The following is a 14,810-nucleotide window of genomic DNA, read 5'->3' as shown; positions in this document are numbered from 1 at the left end:
GTCAGGCGACTCGATGCTGGTCGATGGTTGCGACGTTCATGCTGTGAATGCGATTGGCGATTTCGCGTGCGATAAAACGCGCGGTGATCGGCGTGCCGTCGTAATGCAATACGCGAGTCAGTCGCGCCGGATCGATGTCGAACTCGTTGATGATGAGGCTGCGCATCTGCGCGTCGCGATTCTGCTCGACGACAAACACTACGTCGTGCGCGGCGATGAAATCCGCGACCGAATCGGAAAACGGAAACGCACACAGGCGCAAGGTATCGAGATGGATCTGCTCGGTTTCGAGCGCGGAAATTGCCTCGCTCATCGCCGGGCTGGTCGAGCCGTAATAGATCGCGCCGAAGCGGGTTTTTTGTGCGGCCTCGCGCAGCACCGGTTGCGGCACGAGCGATTTTGCGGTGTTGAATTTTCGCAGCAGGCGTTGCACGTTGTAGATGTAATCGGGGCCGGCTTCGGAGTACCGCGCGTAGGCATCCTTGGTGGTGCCGCGCGTGAAAAAGCTGCCCTTGTTGGCGTGCGTGCCGGGCAGCGTGCGGAACGGGATGCCGTCGCCATCCACATCCAGATAACGGCCGAAATCACGACCGGCTTCGAGTTCGGCAGCAGTCATGATCTTGCCGCGATCGTATTGACGCGACTCGTCCCACAGCAGCGGTGCGCACAGGCGCTGGTTCATGCCGATATCGAGATCGGTCATGACAAAAATCGGCGTCTGCAAACGATCCGCCAGATCAAGCGCCGCTGCCGAATGCACAAAACATTCGTGTGGATCTTCGGGAAACAGCAGCACGTGTTTGGTATCGCCATGCGAGGCGTACGCACACGCAAAAACATCGGCCTGCTGCGTGCGCGTTGGCATGCCGGTAGACGGCCCGCCGCGTTGCACGTTGATGATCGTCACCGGAATTTCCGCCATGTAGGCGAGGCCGATAAATTCGGTCATAAGTGATACGCCGGGGCCGGACGTGGTGGTGAATGCGCGCGCGCCATTCCAGCCCGCGCCGACCACCATGCCGATCGAGGCGATCTCGTCTTCGGCTTGGACGATGGCGTAATTGTTCTCGCCAGTCACGCTATCGACGCGGTACTTCATGCAGTATTTCTGGAACGCTTCAGCGAGCGATGACGACGGCGTGATTGGATACCACGCGCACACCGTCGCGCCGCCGTAAACGCAGCCGAGTGCACCGGCAGTATTGCCGTCGACGAAGATGCGCTCGCCGACATTATCCGCGCGCCGCACGCGCAGCCCGATCGGATGCGGCAGATGCTCACGCACGTAATCGCGGCCGAGATGCAAAGCCTGCACGTTTGAGGTCAGCAGTTTTTCCTTGCCTTTGTATTGCTCGGAAAACAGCTTCTCGATTTCGGCTGGATCGATTTCCAGCAGCATTGACAATGCACCGACATAGACGATGTTCTTGAACAATTGGCGCTGGCGCGGATCGCTGTAGGTGCGGTTGCAGATTTCGGTCAACGGCATGCCGATGACATGAACATCATCGCGGAATTTCGACGCCGGCAGGGGCTTGCTGTTGTCGTAAAACAGATAACCGCCGGGTTCGATTTCCTTGAGGTCGGCGTTCCAGGTTTGCGGATTCATCGCCACCATCAAATCCACACCGCCGCGCCGGCCAAGATGCCCGGCCTCGGTCACGCGCACCTCGTACCAGGTCGGCAGGCCTTGAATATTCGACGGGAAAATATTGCGCGGACTGACCGGCACGCCCATGCGCAAAATCGACTTTGCGAACAGCTCGTTGGCCGATGCCGAACCCGAGCCATTGACGTTGGCGAACTTCACCACGAAGTCGTTGATCGCCTCGATTGGCTTGACCATCATACGGCGCTCCTCTGCGTCTTGCCGCAGCCGGTGTCCGTGCTCGATCCGGCATGCGCCATCTCCAGCAGAAATTTCTGCATGTCCCACGCGCCGGTCGGGCAACGTTCAGCGCACAGGCCGCAGTGCAGGCAAACGTCTTCGTCCTTGACCATCACACGACCGGTTTTCAGCGCCGCGGAAACGTACAGATCCTGCGTGAGATTCAGCGCGGGCGCGGTCAGGTGCTCGCGCAATTCCGCTTCCGCATCGTTGCCGGTAAACGTGATGCAATCCATCGGGCAGATGTCGACGCACGCATCGCATTCGATGCACGCATCCTTGACGAATACGGTCTGCACATCGCAGTTCAAACAGCGCTCGGCCTCCTTGAATGCGGTGGCCATATCGAAACCGAGTTCGACTTCCATTTTTATACTTTTCAGCGTTTTCTCAAGCGCCGCCGAAGGCACCTTGTAGCGCTCGTCGGGCGAGATCGCGCTGTCATAACTCCATTCGTGGATGCCCATTTTCTGCGACATCAGATTGGTCAGCGGCGAAGGCCGCGTGTGGATATCAGCGCCGCTCAGTTGCAGGTCGATCGACACCGCGGCTTCGTGGCCGTGCGCGACCGCCCAGATGATGTTCTTCGGCCCGAACGCCGCATCGCCGCCGAAAAAAACCTGCGGCAGAGTCGATGCATACGTGACCGCATCTACCACCGGCAAACCCCAGCGATCGAACTCGATGCCGATGTCACGCTCGATCCACGGATAGGAATTTTCCTGGCCGACCGCAATCAAGACATCATCGCATTCGACGAGCACATCCGGCTCGCCGGTCGGCACGAGTTTGCGCTGACCTTTGGTATCGATTTGCGCATGCACGCGCTCGAACCACATGCCGCTGAGCTTGCCATCGCTGTGCTCGAATTTTTTCGGCACCATGAAATTCAGAATAGGAATGCCTTCGTGGATCGCGTCTTCTTTTTCCCAGGGCGAGGCTTTCATTTCGTCGAAGCCGGAACGCACGATCACTTTGACTTCTTCGCCGCCCAGCCGACGCGATGAACGACAACAATCCATCGCGGTATTGCCGCCGCCGAGCACGATCACACGCCGGCCGATTTTTTCGATATGCCCGAACGAAACCGACGATAGCCAATCAATGCCGATATGGATATTTTTTGCAGCCTCCGCCCGGCCCGGCAGATCGAGATCGCGTCCGCGTGGCGCGCCGCAGCCAACAAACACGGCATCATAATTCTGCGTCAATAAATCACGCAGCGAATCGACGCGCTCGTTGCTGCGAAACTCGATGCCGAGGCCGAGGATGTAACCGACTTCTTCATCAATCACCGATTCCGGAAGGCGAAACCGCGGCACCTGCGTGCGCATGAATCCGCCTGCTTTCGCTTCGCCTTCGAATACGGTGACGTGATAACCGAGTGGCGCGAGATCGCGCGCGACGGTGAGTGATGCCGGCCCCGCGCCGATGCAGGCGATACGTTTGCCATTGCCGGGCGCGGGCGTCGGCAAGCGTGCCTGAATATTGGCGGCATCCTTGTTATCGGCGGCGACGCGCTTGAGTCGGCAGATCGCGACGGGCTCGGGTTTTTCGCCGTTGTTTTCTTCGACGCGCCCGCGGCGGCACGCAGGTTCGCACGGTCGGTCGCAGGTTCGACCGAGAATGCCGGGGAAGACATTCGACGTCCAGTTGATCATGTAGGCATCGTCGTGACGGCCCGCGGCAATCAAGCGGATGTATTCGGGAACCGGGGTGTGGGCGGGGCAGGCCCACTGGCAATCGACGACTTTATGGAAATATTCGGGCGCACGTATATCGGTAGGTTCCAACGCAGACTTCCTCGTTCGAGATCATGCCGCATCGCGCACCACCGTCAGCAGCAACAGAGTGCGCTCTCACGATCGGGTGCGCCGAAAATTTCGATCGATGTGTTGGCATCGGCGGAAAATTTCCATCGCGTTATCCCCTCGCTGGCGCCGAGTCTAGACTGATATCAACGATCCGCAAAGCTGTCTTCGCAATGACAAATTTGCTGCTTTCGATTAGTGCATTGCAGCATCTGGCGCACGACTTTCCGCCCTATCGCGCGAGCCTTGAACTCGGCTATCTTGCAAGGCTGAATCAGATGAGGTGTTTGTGATGAAGACGAGTTCGGGTCTGTGCCGTTTTGCCGGAGTTTTGCTTTTCTGTTGCAGTGTTGTCAGCGGCAATCTGAGCGCAGCCGAGCCGACACCTGCGTCCGCGAAAACTGCCCCCGCCACGTTCGCATCGACGACCCACGGCCTGCCATCCGCGACCGGTTTTTTCGATGTGTATCGCGATGTCGCGAAAGGTCGTGTGCTGCTGAATATCGCCGTGTTCGATACGCCTTTTCTGCTCGTGACCTCGTTGCCGTACGGACTCGGCTCGAACGACGTCGGACTCGACCGTGGCCAAAGCGGCGAATCGCAGCTCGTGGAATTTCGTCGCATCGGCGCTCGTATCTTCCTCGTTGAACCAAACACGCGTTATCGCGCGATCTCGAACGATGTCCGCGAGCGCGAAGATGTGCGCCAGGCGTTTGCCGAATCGGTGTTGTGGGCCGGCGATATCGTTGCCGAGGAAACCGCGCCGAATGCGCACGTGCTAATCGACTTCAGCAGCTATCTGCTCGGCGATCGCCACGGCATCGCCGCAAGACTCAAGGCGGCTAAGCAAGGCGATTACAGCATCGACAAGGATCGCAGCGCAGCGCTGGTCGCCGAGAGCAAAAGTTTCCCCGACAACACCGAGCTCGAAGCGCTGCTTACGTTCAAGGGCGCCGGTGAAGGCGAGTACGTGCGTGATGTCGCGATGGACGCGGAAAGCCTCACCTTGCGCCAGCATTTGAGCCTGGTGCGTTTGCCCGGCCCGGGATTTGTGCCGCGTATTTATCATCCGGCCTCGGGCGCGTTCAGCACGGGTTTCACCGATCTCGCGCAGCCGTTGAACGCGAGCACCTACGTGCGTTATCAGCCGCGCTTTCGTCTCGATAAAACCGATCCGAGTTCTGCGTTGAGTCCGGTCAAAAAACCGATCGTGTTTTATCTCGATCCGGGCACGCCTGAGCCGGTGCGCTCCGCGCTGCTCGACGGTGCGAATTGGTGGAAAGGCGCATTCGAGCAGGCCGGTTTCAAGGATGCGTATCGCGTCGAGTTATTGCCACCCGGCGCGGACGCGATGGACATTCGATACAACATGATCAACTGGGTGCATCGCTCGACGCGTGGCTGGTCCTACGGCGAGGCGATCAGCGATCCGCGCACCGGCGAAATTATTCGCGGCGTGGTCACGCTCGGCTCCGATCGCGTGCGCCAGGATGTGCTGATCATGGAGAGTTTGCTCGCACCGTACGGTCGCAGCGATGAGGCTGCTCGCAAGCAGCAAATCGAAGCCGCCGTGCTCGCGCGTCAGCGGCAACTCGCGGCGCACGAAGTCGGTCACGCGCTCGGCTTCGCCCACAACTTCGCGGCGAGCCGGCAGGGCAACGGATCGGTGATGGATTATCCGCATCCGCTGCTTTCGCTCGATGCTGCAGGCGAGATCGATATCACGCATGCGTATGGCGTCGGCATCGGGCCTTGGGATAATTTTCTGGTCAAGCATGCGTACGGCCAGTTTGCGCCGGAGCAGGAAAAAACCGCGCTGGCGGCATTGCGCGCGGATATCGCCAAGGCCGGATTCGGCTACATGAGCGATGCCGATGCGCGCGCACCGGGATCGAGTCATCCCGATGCGTTGCTCTGGGATTCCGGCACCGATACGTTGAAAACCTTCGCGCAGATTCTTGCCGTGCGGCACAAGGCGCTGGACGGATTTTCCGAAGGCGTGCTCGGCCGCGACCGCCAGACCGGCGAGCTAGAAGTGCGGCTAGTGCCGGTGTATCTGCTGCATCGTTATCAAGTGGAAGCGGTCGCGCGTTTGCTTGGCGGTGTGAGTTATCAGTACGCGATGGGGGGCGAGGGGAAAGCGACAAATACATTTGTGTCTGCGCCGCAACAACAGGCCGCGTTGCAGGCGTTGATCACAACGCTCGGCGCAAAAGAACTTGCGTTGCCGACAAATGTGCTCGACTTGCTCACGCCGCCCGGCGCCGAATACAACCGCAGTCGCGAGTATTTCGCCACGCGCACCGCACCGGTGTTTGATGCGGTGTCGGCGGTTGAGGCAGATGCGATGTTGACGACGCAATTCCTGTTCGATCCATCACGTCTGAATCGCCTCGAATGGCAGCACGCGCGTGATGCCGCGCAGCCCGGAATCGCGACCGTGCTCGATCAGGTATTCCACGGCACGTGGCAGAGCGAAAATGCCGATGTCAGCGTGCCTGCCGCGAGTGCCGTACAGCTCGCCGCTAATTGGGTCGTACTCGACAGCCTGCTCGCCACACTCGAAGGCGGGCAATTGCATGCGCAGACCCAAGCCGACGTGCGCGACAGTCTTGCGCAGTGGCAGCATTGGCTCGAAAAAAATCCGGGCCGCGAAATTGTTGCGAGCAGCCGTCGTGACGCGGCGAATTTTATTGCGAAATATCTTGCCGATGCGAAGTCGGTAAAGCTGCATGCGCTGCCGGTGATTCCGCCGGGCGCACCGATTTGAAGATAGTGAAACTATCGTGATCGGAAACCATCGAAGCTGCGTCGTAATATCATTCGGCGCGATGAATGCAATCGCCGCATCGCGCCGCGCAACTTCGAAGGTCGCTTATGCAAAGGTCAACTAAGAGCATCATCGCGTTTTCTGTGGCGGCAGCATTGGGTCTGCTCACATGGGACGTTTTTCATGCCTCGCTGGTGTGCCGTATTGATCCCGGGTCCGTTCAGCTGGCTATGATGGAATACAAGATATTGGCTTATGAGCAGGATACTGGTGCGTTACCCAAGACCTTGCAGGGATTGCTCGCCGACGATGGCGCTTCGCATTGGAGCGGGCCCTACGCCAAAAGTGCGGAGCTTGCGGAGTTCCGCGGTAATACGATCCACTACGAACTACTCGATCCGGCCAATCCCTCTTTTCGGTTATTCCTGACCAGCTCCGATGGCACGATCGTGAGATCACGACTTGGCCACAATGAGCGAAGCGGTCACAGCGAGTTACACTGACGCATCTTTATCGCAATGCGGAGAATACCGGTGCAAACCGAAACAGAATCAAGCGCCGAAAATCCCGAAGTCGCGATCGTGGCGACTGACGTATCCGACGCAGAAAATAGCTTGCTATTGCTGAGTCCGATCGAGGCGCGCCTGCTCGGTTGCCTAGTCGAAAAAGCCGCGACCACCCCCGAGGTTTATCCGCTCACACTCAACGCCGCGCAGCTCGCCTGCAACCAGAAAACCAATCGCGATCCACTCATGAATCTCGAACCCGGTGCCGTCGGGCACGCCTTGCGCGAGATGGAGGACAAAGGTCTGGTCAAGGTGGTGCACAACTCGCGTGCGCTGCGTTACGAACATCGCATCGACAGCACCTACACCGTGACCACACGACAGCGCGCGTTGTTGTGCGTGATGTTGCTGCGCGGCCCGCAGACGCTGGCGGAATTGCATACGCGCACCGACCGCCTTGCGCAGTTTCCCGATCTCCAAGAAGTGCGCAGCACGCTGGATCGGCTCGCGCAACGCAGCCCGGCGCTCGTAGTGCGGCTCGGGCGTGGGCCGGGGCAGCGCGAGGATCGTTACATGCATCTGCTGTGCGGGCCGGTGTCGGCGGAGCAGTGGAACAGCGCTGCGGCGAGTTCACCGTCATCGCGTAATTCCGGGCTGGAGGATCGGGTCGATCAGCTTGAGCGCGCGCTCGAAGAATTGCGCAGTGAAATCGCGGAACTGCGTTCGGCTGCAGTGCCGCGCGGCGAATAGTTCCTTGCCGCATTCGCGGCGATAAAATAGTGGCGGCTAGTTGTCTGGCGTCGCCAGCAATTGCAAAAACGTTTTGGCGAATGTGTGTACATCACCGGGCCAGCGCGCGCTGACGTAGTTGCGGTCGCGCACGATCCACGCGGGTTTTGCATTGTCGAGCGAGTCGAAGACGATGCCGCTGGTTTTGGCGAAGTGATGGGCGTCGTCGCGCGGCACATCCAGAAAATCCTCAGGTTTCGCGAGCAAGCGTTTGACCTCGGCTTCAACCGACCAGAAACCTTCGGGTTCGTCAGCGCCTTCGCGATAGGTGCGGTAATAATCCGGATCCCAGAAACGCCCCGCGTAGCGATTCAGCCGCCACGCGGTGCGCTCTTGTTGCCATGTCAGCGCGGTGGTGCGGCGCCCATGCAGCACCGACAAACCGGTGTGCGGCGAAATCGAACGCGCGGCCAGCAACACGCCGTGACAGATCGCGCCGACCGGTTTGTCGGCCTCGAAAAATTCGACAACCAGATCCTGCAGCGGCTTGCTTTCGAGATACAGTTTCATGCCTTGCGCATGACCACCGGGCAGGATCAATCCAGCGAAATCAGCGGCGCGCAAATCCGCGTAGGATTGCGGCACGCGAAAATTCGCATCGTCCTGCAAGTGCACATACGCGCGACGTGCCCAAGGCTTCGCGCGCAGCAGCAGACCGATCAGCTTGAGATGACGCAGGATCGGAATGCGACTCCAGAAATCCAGGCCGATACCGCTGAGCATGATCGGATCAGCGGCGGCGATCTGTCCGGCCGGCGTCGCGAAAATTATCTCATGGCCGGCATCGCGCAAGATCGACCAGCTCATCGCGACTTCGCTCGGATCGAAATCCCCTTGCGGCAGCGGCATCAGTATTTTCATGGTCATTCGGTTATCGCGAATCGCAGGCTCGTGCGCTGGTTTGTTTCAGAGTTTCGGAATGCGAATGGTCTTGCTGATCATCAGCGAACCGGACAACGCAAACAGCAAAACCAGCGGATGCCATTGCCACGGCCCCAGCGTGATGCTGCCGAAATACAGCGATGTGCTGATGTGTCCGAACCACGCCGCCGCGGCGATGAATACGACCAGCAACACGCTGCTCGGGATCGGCGTGCCTTCGAAAAACGTGACCTTGCCGGCTTCCTCAGAGAGTGCCTCGGCGGTGATGTTGTAGCGTGCGAGTCGACTCACGCCGCAACCGACGAAGTACAAAAGCACGAGGCAATCCCACAACCCTTGCATGCCAGCGCCGTAGGCGAGTGCGGCCGGCGCGACGCCGAACGAAATCACATCGGCCAGCGAATCCAGTTCGCGGCCGAAGCTCGATTGGCGCTGACGCCAGCGCGCGATGCGGCCGTCGAGCGCATCGAAAATCAGCGCGAGCACGATACCTGCCGCAGCGAGCAGCAACAGATGCAGTTCGTGCGTCTGTAGAAATGCCATCGTCAGCAATACCGCACCCATGCCGCAGAACGCGTTGCCCATCGTGAACCAGTCCGCCAGGTGAAAGCCGCGGATCATCGTGAAATGTGTTTTGCCCATCATGGCCCCTGACCGACGAATGCGCTGATCGTGACAGAGCCGAGGCCACGCTCACAAGCGGCGAGGAAATTTCTCGTCTTTCGGTCGTTCGGAAAGCGCTACTGACTGGATTCGAACCCATTACGGAATACCACGTCGTGGGTGATCATCTCGGTAAACGTGGCCGCACTCGGAATCCCGTTCACCCATACCCGCACCAATACCGGCCCGTCCGGGAATCCGGCCAAGGCCGTGGCACTGCCAGTGAAATGTATATTGGAGAAATTCACCGTTTCATCGTTGCTGATGAAACGCACCTGCTCATTGTCGAGGCGCTGCACCTGGAACACCGGCATATTCGTGGCCGAACTATCCGTTCCGCCACCACTGCCTTCCAGGTTGGGCCAAAATCCGTTGCCGGTTGCCGTCAACGAGCTGGTCTGCAGCAGAAACGCGTTGGTCGCGCTCAGTGTCGGCTGTTGGGTCGGATCGGGCGCCAAACCAAGATCATCAAGCTCGGCGCTGGCGAGAGTACTGTTGTAGTAGCCGCCCGCCACCAGTAGCTGGCCCGAGGGAAGTAGCGTGGCGGTATGATCGAAGCGCCCAGTCGTGAGCGTGCCTGCCGCGCTCCAAGTATTCAGCGCCGGATCGTACAGCTCGGCGCTGGCGAGACTGCCGTTGTTGGAGCCACCGACCACCAGCAGCTGGCCCGAGGGCAATAGCGTGGAGGTGTGGGAAAAGCGCGCGGTCGTGAGCGCACCGGCGGCACTCCAAGTATTCAGCGTCGGATCGTACAGCTCGGCGCTGGCGAGAGTGCCGCTGATGTTGTTGGTGGTACCGCCGACTACCAGTAGCTTGCCTGACGGCAGTAGTGTGGCGGTGTGGAAATCGCGTGCGGTCGATAGCGTGCCGGCCGCGCTCCAAGTGTTCGTCCCAGGATCATACAACTCGGCGCTGGCGATAGTGCCGCTGCCGCCGAGGCCGCCGACCACTAGCACCATGCCTGACGAGAGCAGCGTGGCCGTGTGTACATAGCGCGCGGTAGAGAGCGAGCCGGCCGCGCTCCACGTGTCTGTCACCGGATCGTAAAGCTCGGCGCTGGCGAGAGTGCCGCTGTTGCCCGCGCCGCCGACCACCAGCAACTTGCCCGAAGGCAGCAACGTGGTGGTGTGATGTAAGCGCGCGGTCGTGAGCGAGCCGACCGCGCTCCAAGTGTCCAGCGCTGGGTCGTAGAGCTCGACGCTGGCAAGAGGGGCGCTGTTGCCGTAGCCGCCGATCACCAGCGCCTTGCCTGAGGCCAACAGTGTGACGGTATGTAATCGCCGCGCGGTTGTGAGCGAGCCGGCGGCGCTCCAAGTATTCAGCGCCGAATCGTACAGCTCGGCGCTGGCGAGACCGCCGCTTACGCCGATGCCGCCGACCACCAGCAGCTTGCCCGAAGGCAGCAGCGTGGCGATATGACCATAGCGCGCGGCAGCGAGCGTGCCGCCCGCGATCCACGTGTTTACCGCAGGATCGTATAGCTCTGAACTAGCGAGAGTGGTGCTACCGTCGAAGCCGCCGACCACCAGGAGCTGGCCCGAGGGCAGCAGTGTGGCGGTGTGGGAGCGGCGCTCGCTCGTGAGCGTGTCGGCAGTGCTCCATGTGTTCAGCGCCGGATCGTATAGTTCCGCGCTGGCGAGACTGTTGCTGGTGTCGTCGCCGCCAACCACAAGGACCTTGCCCGAGGGTAGCAGTGTGGAGGTGTGTGCATAGCGAGCGGTCGAGAGCATCCCGGCCACGCTCCATATGTTCGTCACGGGATCGTACAACTCGGCGCTGGCGAGATTGCCGTTGCCGCTGTTGCCGCCGCTGCCGCCGACTACCAGAAGCTTGCCAGAGGACAGCAATGTGGCGGTGTGGTAAAGGCGCGCGGTCGTCAGTGTGCCAGCTGCGCTCCACGTGTTTGTCGCGGGATCGTACAGTTCGGCGCTGGCGAGATTGCCGCTGACACCCAGACCGCCGACAACCAGCAACTGGCCTGAGGGCAGCAGCGTGGCAGTGTGGTAATCGCGTGCGGTCGAGAGCGTTCCGGCCGCGCTCCACAGGTTCGTCGCAGGATCGTATAGCTCGGCGCTGGCGAGAACACCGCTGCTACCGAAGCCTCCTACCACCAGCAGCTTGCCCGAGGGCAGCAGCGTAGCGGTGTGGTAATAGCGCGGGGTCGAGAGCGTGCCGGCCACGCCCCACGTATTCGTCGCCGGATCGTACAGCTCGGCGCTGGCGAGAACGCCGCTGACGCTGGCGCCGCCGACCACCAGCAGCTTGCCCGAGGGCAGCAGCGTGGTAGTCTGGTAATAGCGCGCGGTCGCGAGCGTGCCCGCGGCGCTCCATGCATTCGTCGCCGGATCGTACAGCTCGGCACTGGCGAGAGCGCCGTTAGCACCTAGACCGCCAGCTACCAGCAGCTGTCCCGAGGGCAGCAGCGTGGTAGTGTGAAAAAGGCGTGCGGTGGCGAGCGGGGCTGCCATGCCCCACGTGCTGGGCGCGGTCGCTTCGGCCATGTCGATGACGGCAAATGCAACAAGCAGCAACAGCGTTATGCGCGCGAATGTTCGATAACAGGTCCGCATCATAGATCCCTCTCGTGACTGGATTCGGCAGCCGATACGCACGCCTTGGGATATATGGCGTGAAGCCACGCGACGACTAAGCCACATCGTACGAGGATACAGACCGGGACTCGCTTAGCCTATCTGGAATGCTGGTGTTTTAGAAACTTGGCTAACGCGGGAATTAACAGAACTTAATTGGGTAACATATCGCATTACGCGCCGTAAAGCTTGTGCCCAATTTTAAGCGTTGCAACTGCGTGACGGCTGGCCGAGTGTTCAACTCATGCAAGAGGCATTGAGCCTGCAGTGATAAAAATCCGGTCGCGATTGGCGACCGGACAATTCATTCCACGCAATTTCGAAATCGGCTATTTCAGATTCGTCTCGAACAATTTGTAGATGCGCTTGTATTCGTCGAGCCATGAATCGGCATGGACAAAACCGTGGCGTTCGAGCGGATACATCGCGATCTCAAAATTATCTTTGTGCAATTCGATCAGGCGCTGGTACAGGCGTGCGGAATCCTCGAACAACACGTTGTCGTCGATCACACCGTGCTCGATCAGCAGTGCATGTTTGAGATTGGCCGCAAACTCGATTGGCGAGCTGGCCTCGTACGCCGCCGGATCGACCTGCGGCGTATTGAGAATGTCCGAGGTGTAGCCGTGGTTGTACTGCGTCCAGTCGGTGACCGGGCGCAAGGCGGCGCCGGCGGCGAAATCGTCGGGCGCGCGGAACAGCGCCATCAAGGTCATGAAGCCGCCGTAGGAACCGCCGTACAAACCGATGCGATTCGGATCGACCGATTGATTCTTCACCAGCCACGCCTTGCCATCGAGCAAATCCTCCAGCTCGGGATGACCCATCTGGCGGTAGATCGCGGTGCGCCAGTCGCGGCCGTAACCTTCCGACGCGCGATAGTCCATATCGAGCACGACATAACCGTGTTGCGTCAGCAAGTTGTGGAACATCTGCTCGCGGAAATAATACGGAAACGCCGAATGCACGTTCTGCGTGTAACCGGCGCCGTGTACAAAAAACACCGCCGGATATTTCTTGCTCGCATCAAAATCGGCAGGCTTGTAGAACTTCGCGTAGATCGGTTGCTTGGTGTGACTCGATGGTACCTCGACGATCTGCGGCTGGATCCATTGCAGCTGCTTGTAGGCCGGTGTGCGCGTGTCGGTAAGCTGGCGCGCGGCGCCACTGCCATCGGCAGCAACTACAGAAATTTGCGCGGGCATGTACGCTGTTGAATCCGTGATCAGCACCTGCTTGCCATCGCCCGACAACGCAAAACGCTCGACACCCTTGAGCTGGCTCACGCGCTGCAATTCGCCACCGGCCACCGGCACGCGATAAACATCGTAGACATACGGCGCTTCCTGATTCGCGCGCACGTAGAAAAATTTGCCGTCGTCATCCAGCAGCGGCTGGCCGACCTCGAACTTGCCGTGGGTCAGTGCGTGCGCTTGTTTGTCGCCGAGCGCGCGGGCATACAACTGCGAATAGCCGGATTCCTCGGACTGATACCACAACGTGCGGTTGTCATTTTCCCAACCCATCTCGTTGAAGTTCCAGTTGATCCACGCCGCATCAGTCAGCCGATGCTGCGCGATCAGCGCGTGATTCGCGAAGTCGATGCTGGCGATCCAGCGATCCTTGTTGTCGACCGAGCGCAGCGCGACCGCGACGTTGCTGCCATCGCGCGACCAGACGATGCCCGGAATCTGCAGTGCGCGTTCTTTCGGTTCGGTCTTGGTCTTGTCGTCTTTCTTGGCGCCGTCTTTTTTCGTCGTATCCTTGTCGTGCTTCGCATTCAGCGCGCGCACCGATGCCAGCGGATCATCGTGGATGCCTGGCAGATTCGCATACGACAACGTGTATTTTTCGTGCGCGCGCAGGTCGAGCAGCAGCAGTGATTGCGGCGCCGGATCGTTGCGCCCGACACGGGTATGTTCGTTCTCGAATTCCTCGTATCCCGATTCGGTCACATAACGCGTGAGTTTGCCAATCTTGCCGGCCTCGGCGCTGCTTTTAGGCGCGGCCACGAGCAACAACCAGCGGCCGTCCGGCGACAGGCTGCCATCGGCGATCTGCGCATCGTCGGGCGTATCGCCGCTGGCGATGCGGATATCGTCACCGAGATAAAATGGCAACGGCGCGCGTGAGCTGTCGCCGCGCTGGAATTCTTCCGCATGCAGGCGCGCGGCTTCCTTGTCGTCGTGACTTTGCTTCAAGGTGCTGAACAGGCGCAACTGCAATTCCTGCAGGTCGTCTTTTTTCTTGTCGTGCGGATCTTTCTCGGCCTTGACGATCGCGACCTGGCTGGTCACGCCGCCAGCGAAATCGTAGCTGTACCAATCGCTGCCGCTGCGAAATTGCACGGCGCGGTCATCGGCGGAAAACTGCGGCGCGGATTCGTCCTGCGCCGTGCGCGTGACCTGGATCAACTGGCCGGTGCCGAGATCGCGCACGAAGATATCGCCGTTGCGAACGAACGCCGCCCGCTTGTGCGCACGGTCGTACACCACCTCGTTGCCATCGGCACCGTTCATGCCGGCCGCGTCGATGATCGTATCTTGCGAATTGCCGAGATCGATCTTGTGCAGGTCGCGGATGCTGCCCGTGCCGTGCTTGAGGCTGTAATACACACTGTGCCCATCGGCGGAAAAATACGGCCGCTCGATCGGCGGACCGATCCATTGCGGCTCCGCCATGATCTGTTCGAGCGTCAGTGGTGCGGCGGCGTGCGCGGCGGCACAGGTAATCAGGGTGGTACAGCCAGCCAGCAGCCAACGGTTCATGCGCGGTTCTCCGAAACGGATCAGATCAAACCGCCAGCATAGCCGAGCCGACGCGGATGACAAGCCGCCATAAGTCACGCACGGCTGCCATCCGGCACGGCAAATATGGCAACATCGCGCCAGACATTTGAAACTGGATCAG

At 60.1% G+C, this 14,810-nt stretch carries 9 protein-coding genes; 3 read left to right on the top strand and 6 right to left on the bottom strand.

Annotation, left to right across the window (positions count from 1 at the left end; translation table 11 throughout):
- Position 1: 1 nt before the first annotated feature.
- Together ELE36_RS18235 and ELE36_RS18230 are read right to left on the bottom strand one after the other, a co-directional pair.
- A complete protein-coding gene (locus ELE36_RS18235; protein ID WP_129835832.1) occupies positions 2-1,849 on the bottom strand; it encodes a 2-oxoacid:acceptor oxidoreductase subunit alpha in 1,848 nt (615 codons plus the stop codon).
- Complete coding sequence (locus ELE36_RS18230; protein WP_129835830.1) at positions 1,846-3,681, bottom strand: FAD-dependent oxidoreductase; 1,836 nt, start codon at positions 3,679-3,681, stop codon at positions 1,846-1,848. The genes ELE36_RS18235 and ELE36_RS18230 overlap by 4 nt, the downstream gene beginning before the upstream one ends.
- A 310-nt stretch (positions 3,682-3,991) precedes the next feature.
- On the opposite strand from ELE36_RS18230, the gene ELE36_RS18225 reads away from it, so the two are divergent.
- The 3 genes from ELE36_RS18225 (at position 3,992) to ELE36_RS18215 (ending at position 7,725) form a co-directional block, all read left to right on the top strand.
- Positions 3,992-6,469, top strand: coding sequence for a zinc-dependent metalloprotease (locus ELE36_RS18225; protein ID WP_129835828.1), 2,478 nt, complete (start codon positions 3,992-3,994; stop codon positions 6,467-6,469).
- A 65-nt stretch (positions 6,470-6,534) separates the two neighbouring features.
- The gene (locus tag ELE36_RS18220) at positions 6,535-6,972 is read left to right on the top strand and encodes a hypothetical protein (RefSeq protein ID WP_129835826.1); all 438 of its coding nucleotides are present in this window, start codon (positions 6,535-6,537) and stop codon (positions 6,970-6,972) included.
- A 78-nt stretch (positions 6,973-7,050) separates the two neighbouring features.
- Positions 7,051-7,725: a YceH family protein gene (locus ELE36_RS18215; RefSeq protein WP_242512453.1), complete on the top strand. Its 675-nt coding sequence runs from the start codon at positions 7,051-7,053 to the stop codon at positions 7,723-7,725.
- Between the two features lie 36 nt (positions 7,726-7,761).
- Here ELE36_RS18215 and ELE36_RS18210 read toward each other — a convergent pair whose 3' ends face one another.
- From ELE36_RS18210 to ELE36_RS18195, 4 genes are all read right to left on the bottom strand, one after another.
- Complete coding sequence (locus tag ELE36_RS18210; RefSeq protein ID WP_207215815.1) at positions 7,762-8,625, bottom strand: type 1 glutamine amidotransferase domain-containing protein; 864 nt, start codon at positions 8,623-8,625, stop codon at positions 7,762-7,764.
- 45 nt (positions 8,626-8,670) lie between these two features.
- Positions 8,671-9,288, bottom strand: a complete 618-nt coding sequence (pssA, locus tag ELE36_RS18205) for a CDP-diacylglycerol--serine O-phosphatidyltransferase (RefSeq protein WP_425480884.1) — start codon at positions 9,286-9,288, stop codon at positions 8,671-8,673.
- A gap of 98 nt (positions 9,289-9,386) precedes the next feature.
- Entirely contained in the window at positions 9,387-11,879 is a 2,493-nt protein-coding gene (locus ELE36_RS18200) for a kelch repeat-containing protein (RefSeq protein ID WP_165371685.1), read from the bottom strand.
- Between the two features lie 350 nt (positions 11,880-12,229).
- Positions 12,230-14,668 carry a S9 family peptidase gene (locus tag ELE36_RS18195; protein WP_129835819.1) on the bottom strand — a complete coding sequence of 813 codons (2,439 nt, stop codon included), beginning with the start codon at positions 14,666-14,668 and terminating at the stop codon, positions 12,230-12,232.
- Between the last annotated feature and the right edge of the window lie 142 nt (positions 14,669-14,810).

This window comes from Pseudolysobacter antarcticus (assembly GCF_004168365.1).
Lineage (GTDB): Bacteria > Pseudomonadota > Gammaproteobacteria > Xanthomonadales > Rhodanobacteraceae > Pseudolysobacter > Pseudolysobacter antarcticus.
This window is presented reverse-complemented; position numbering and strand designations above follow the sequence as displayed.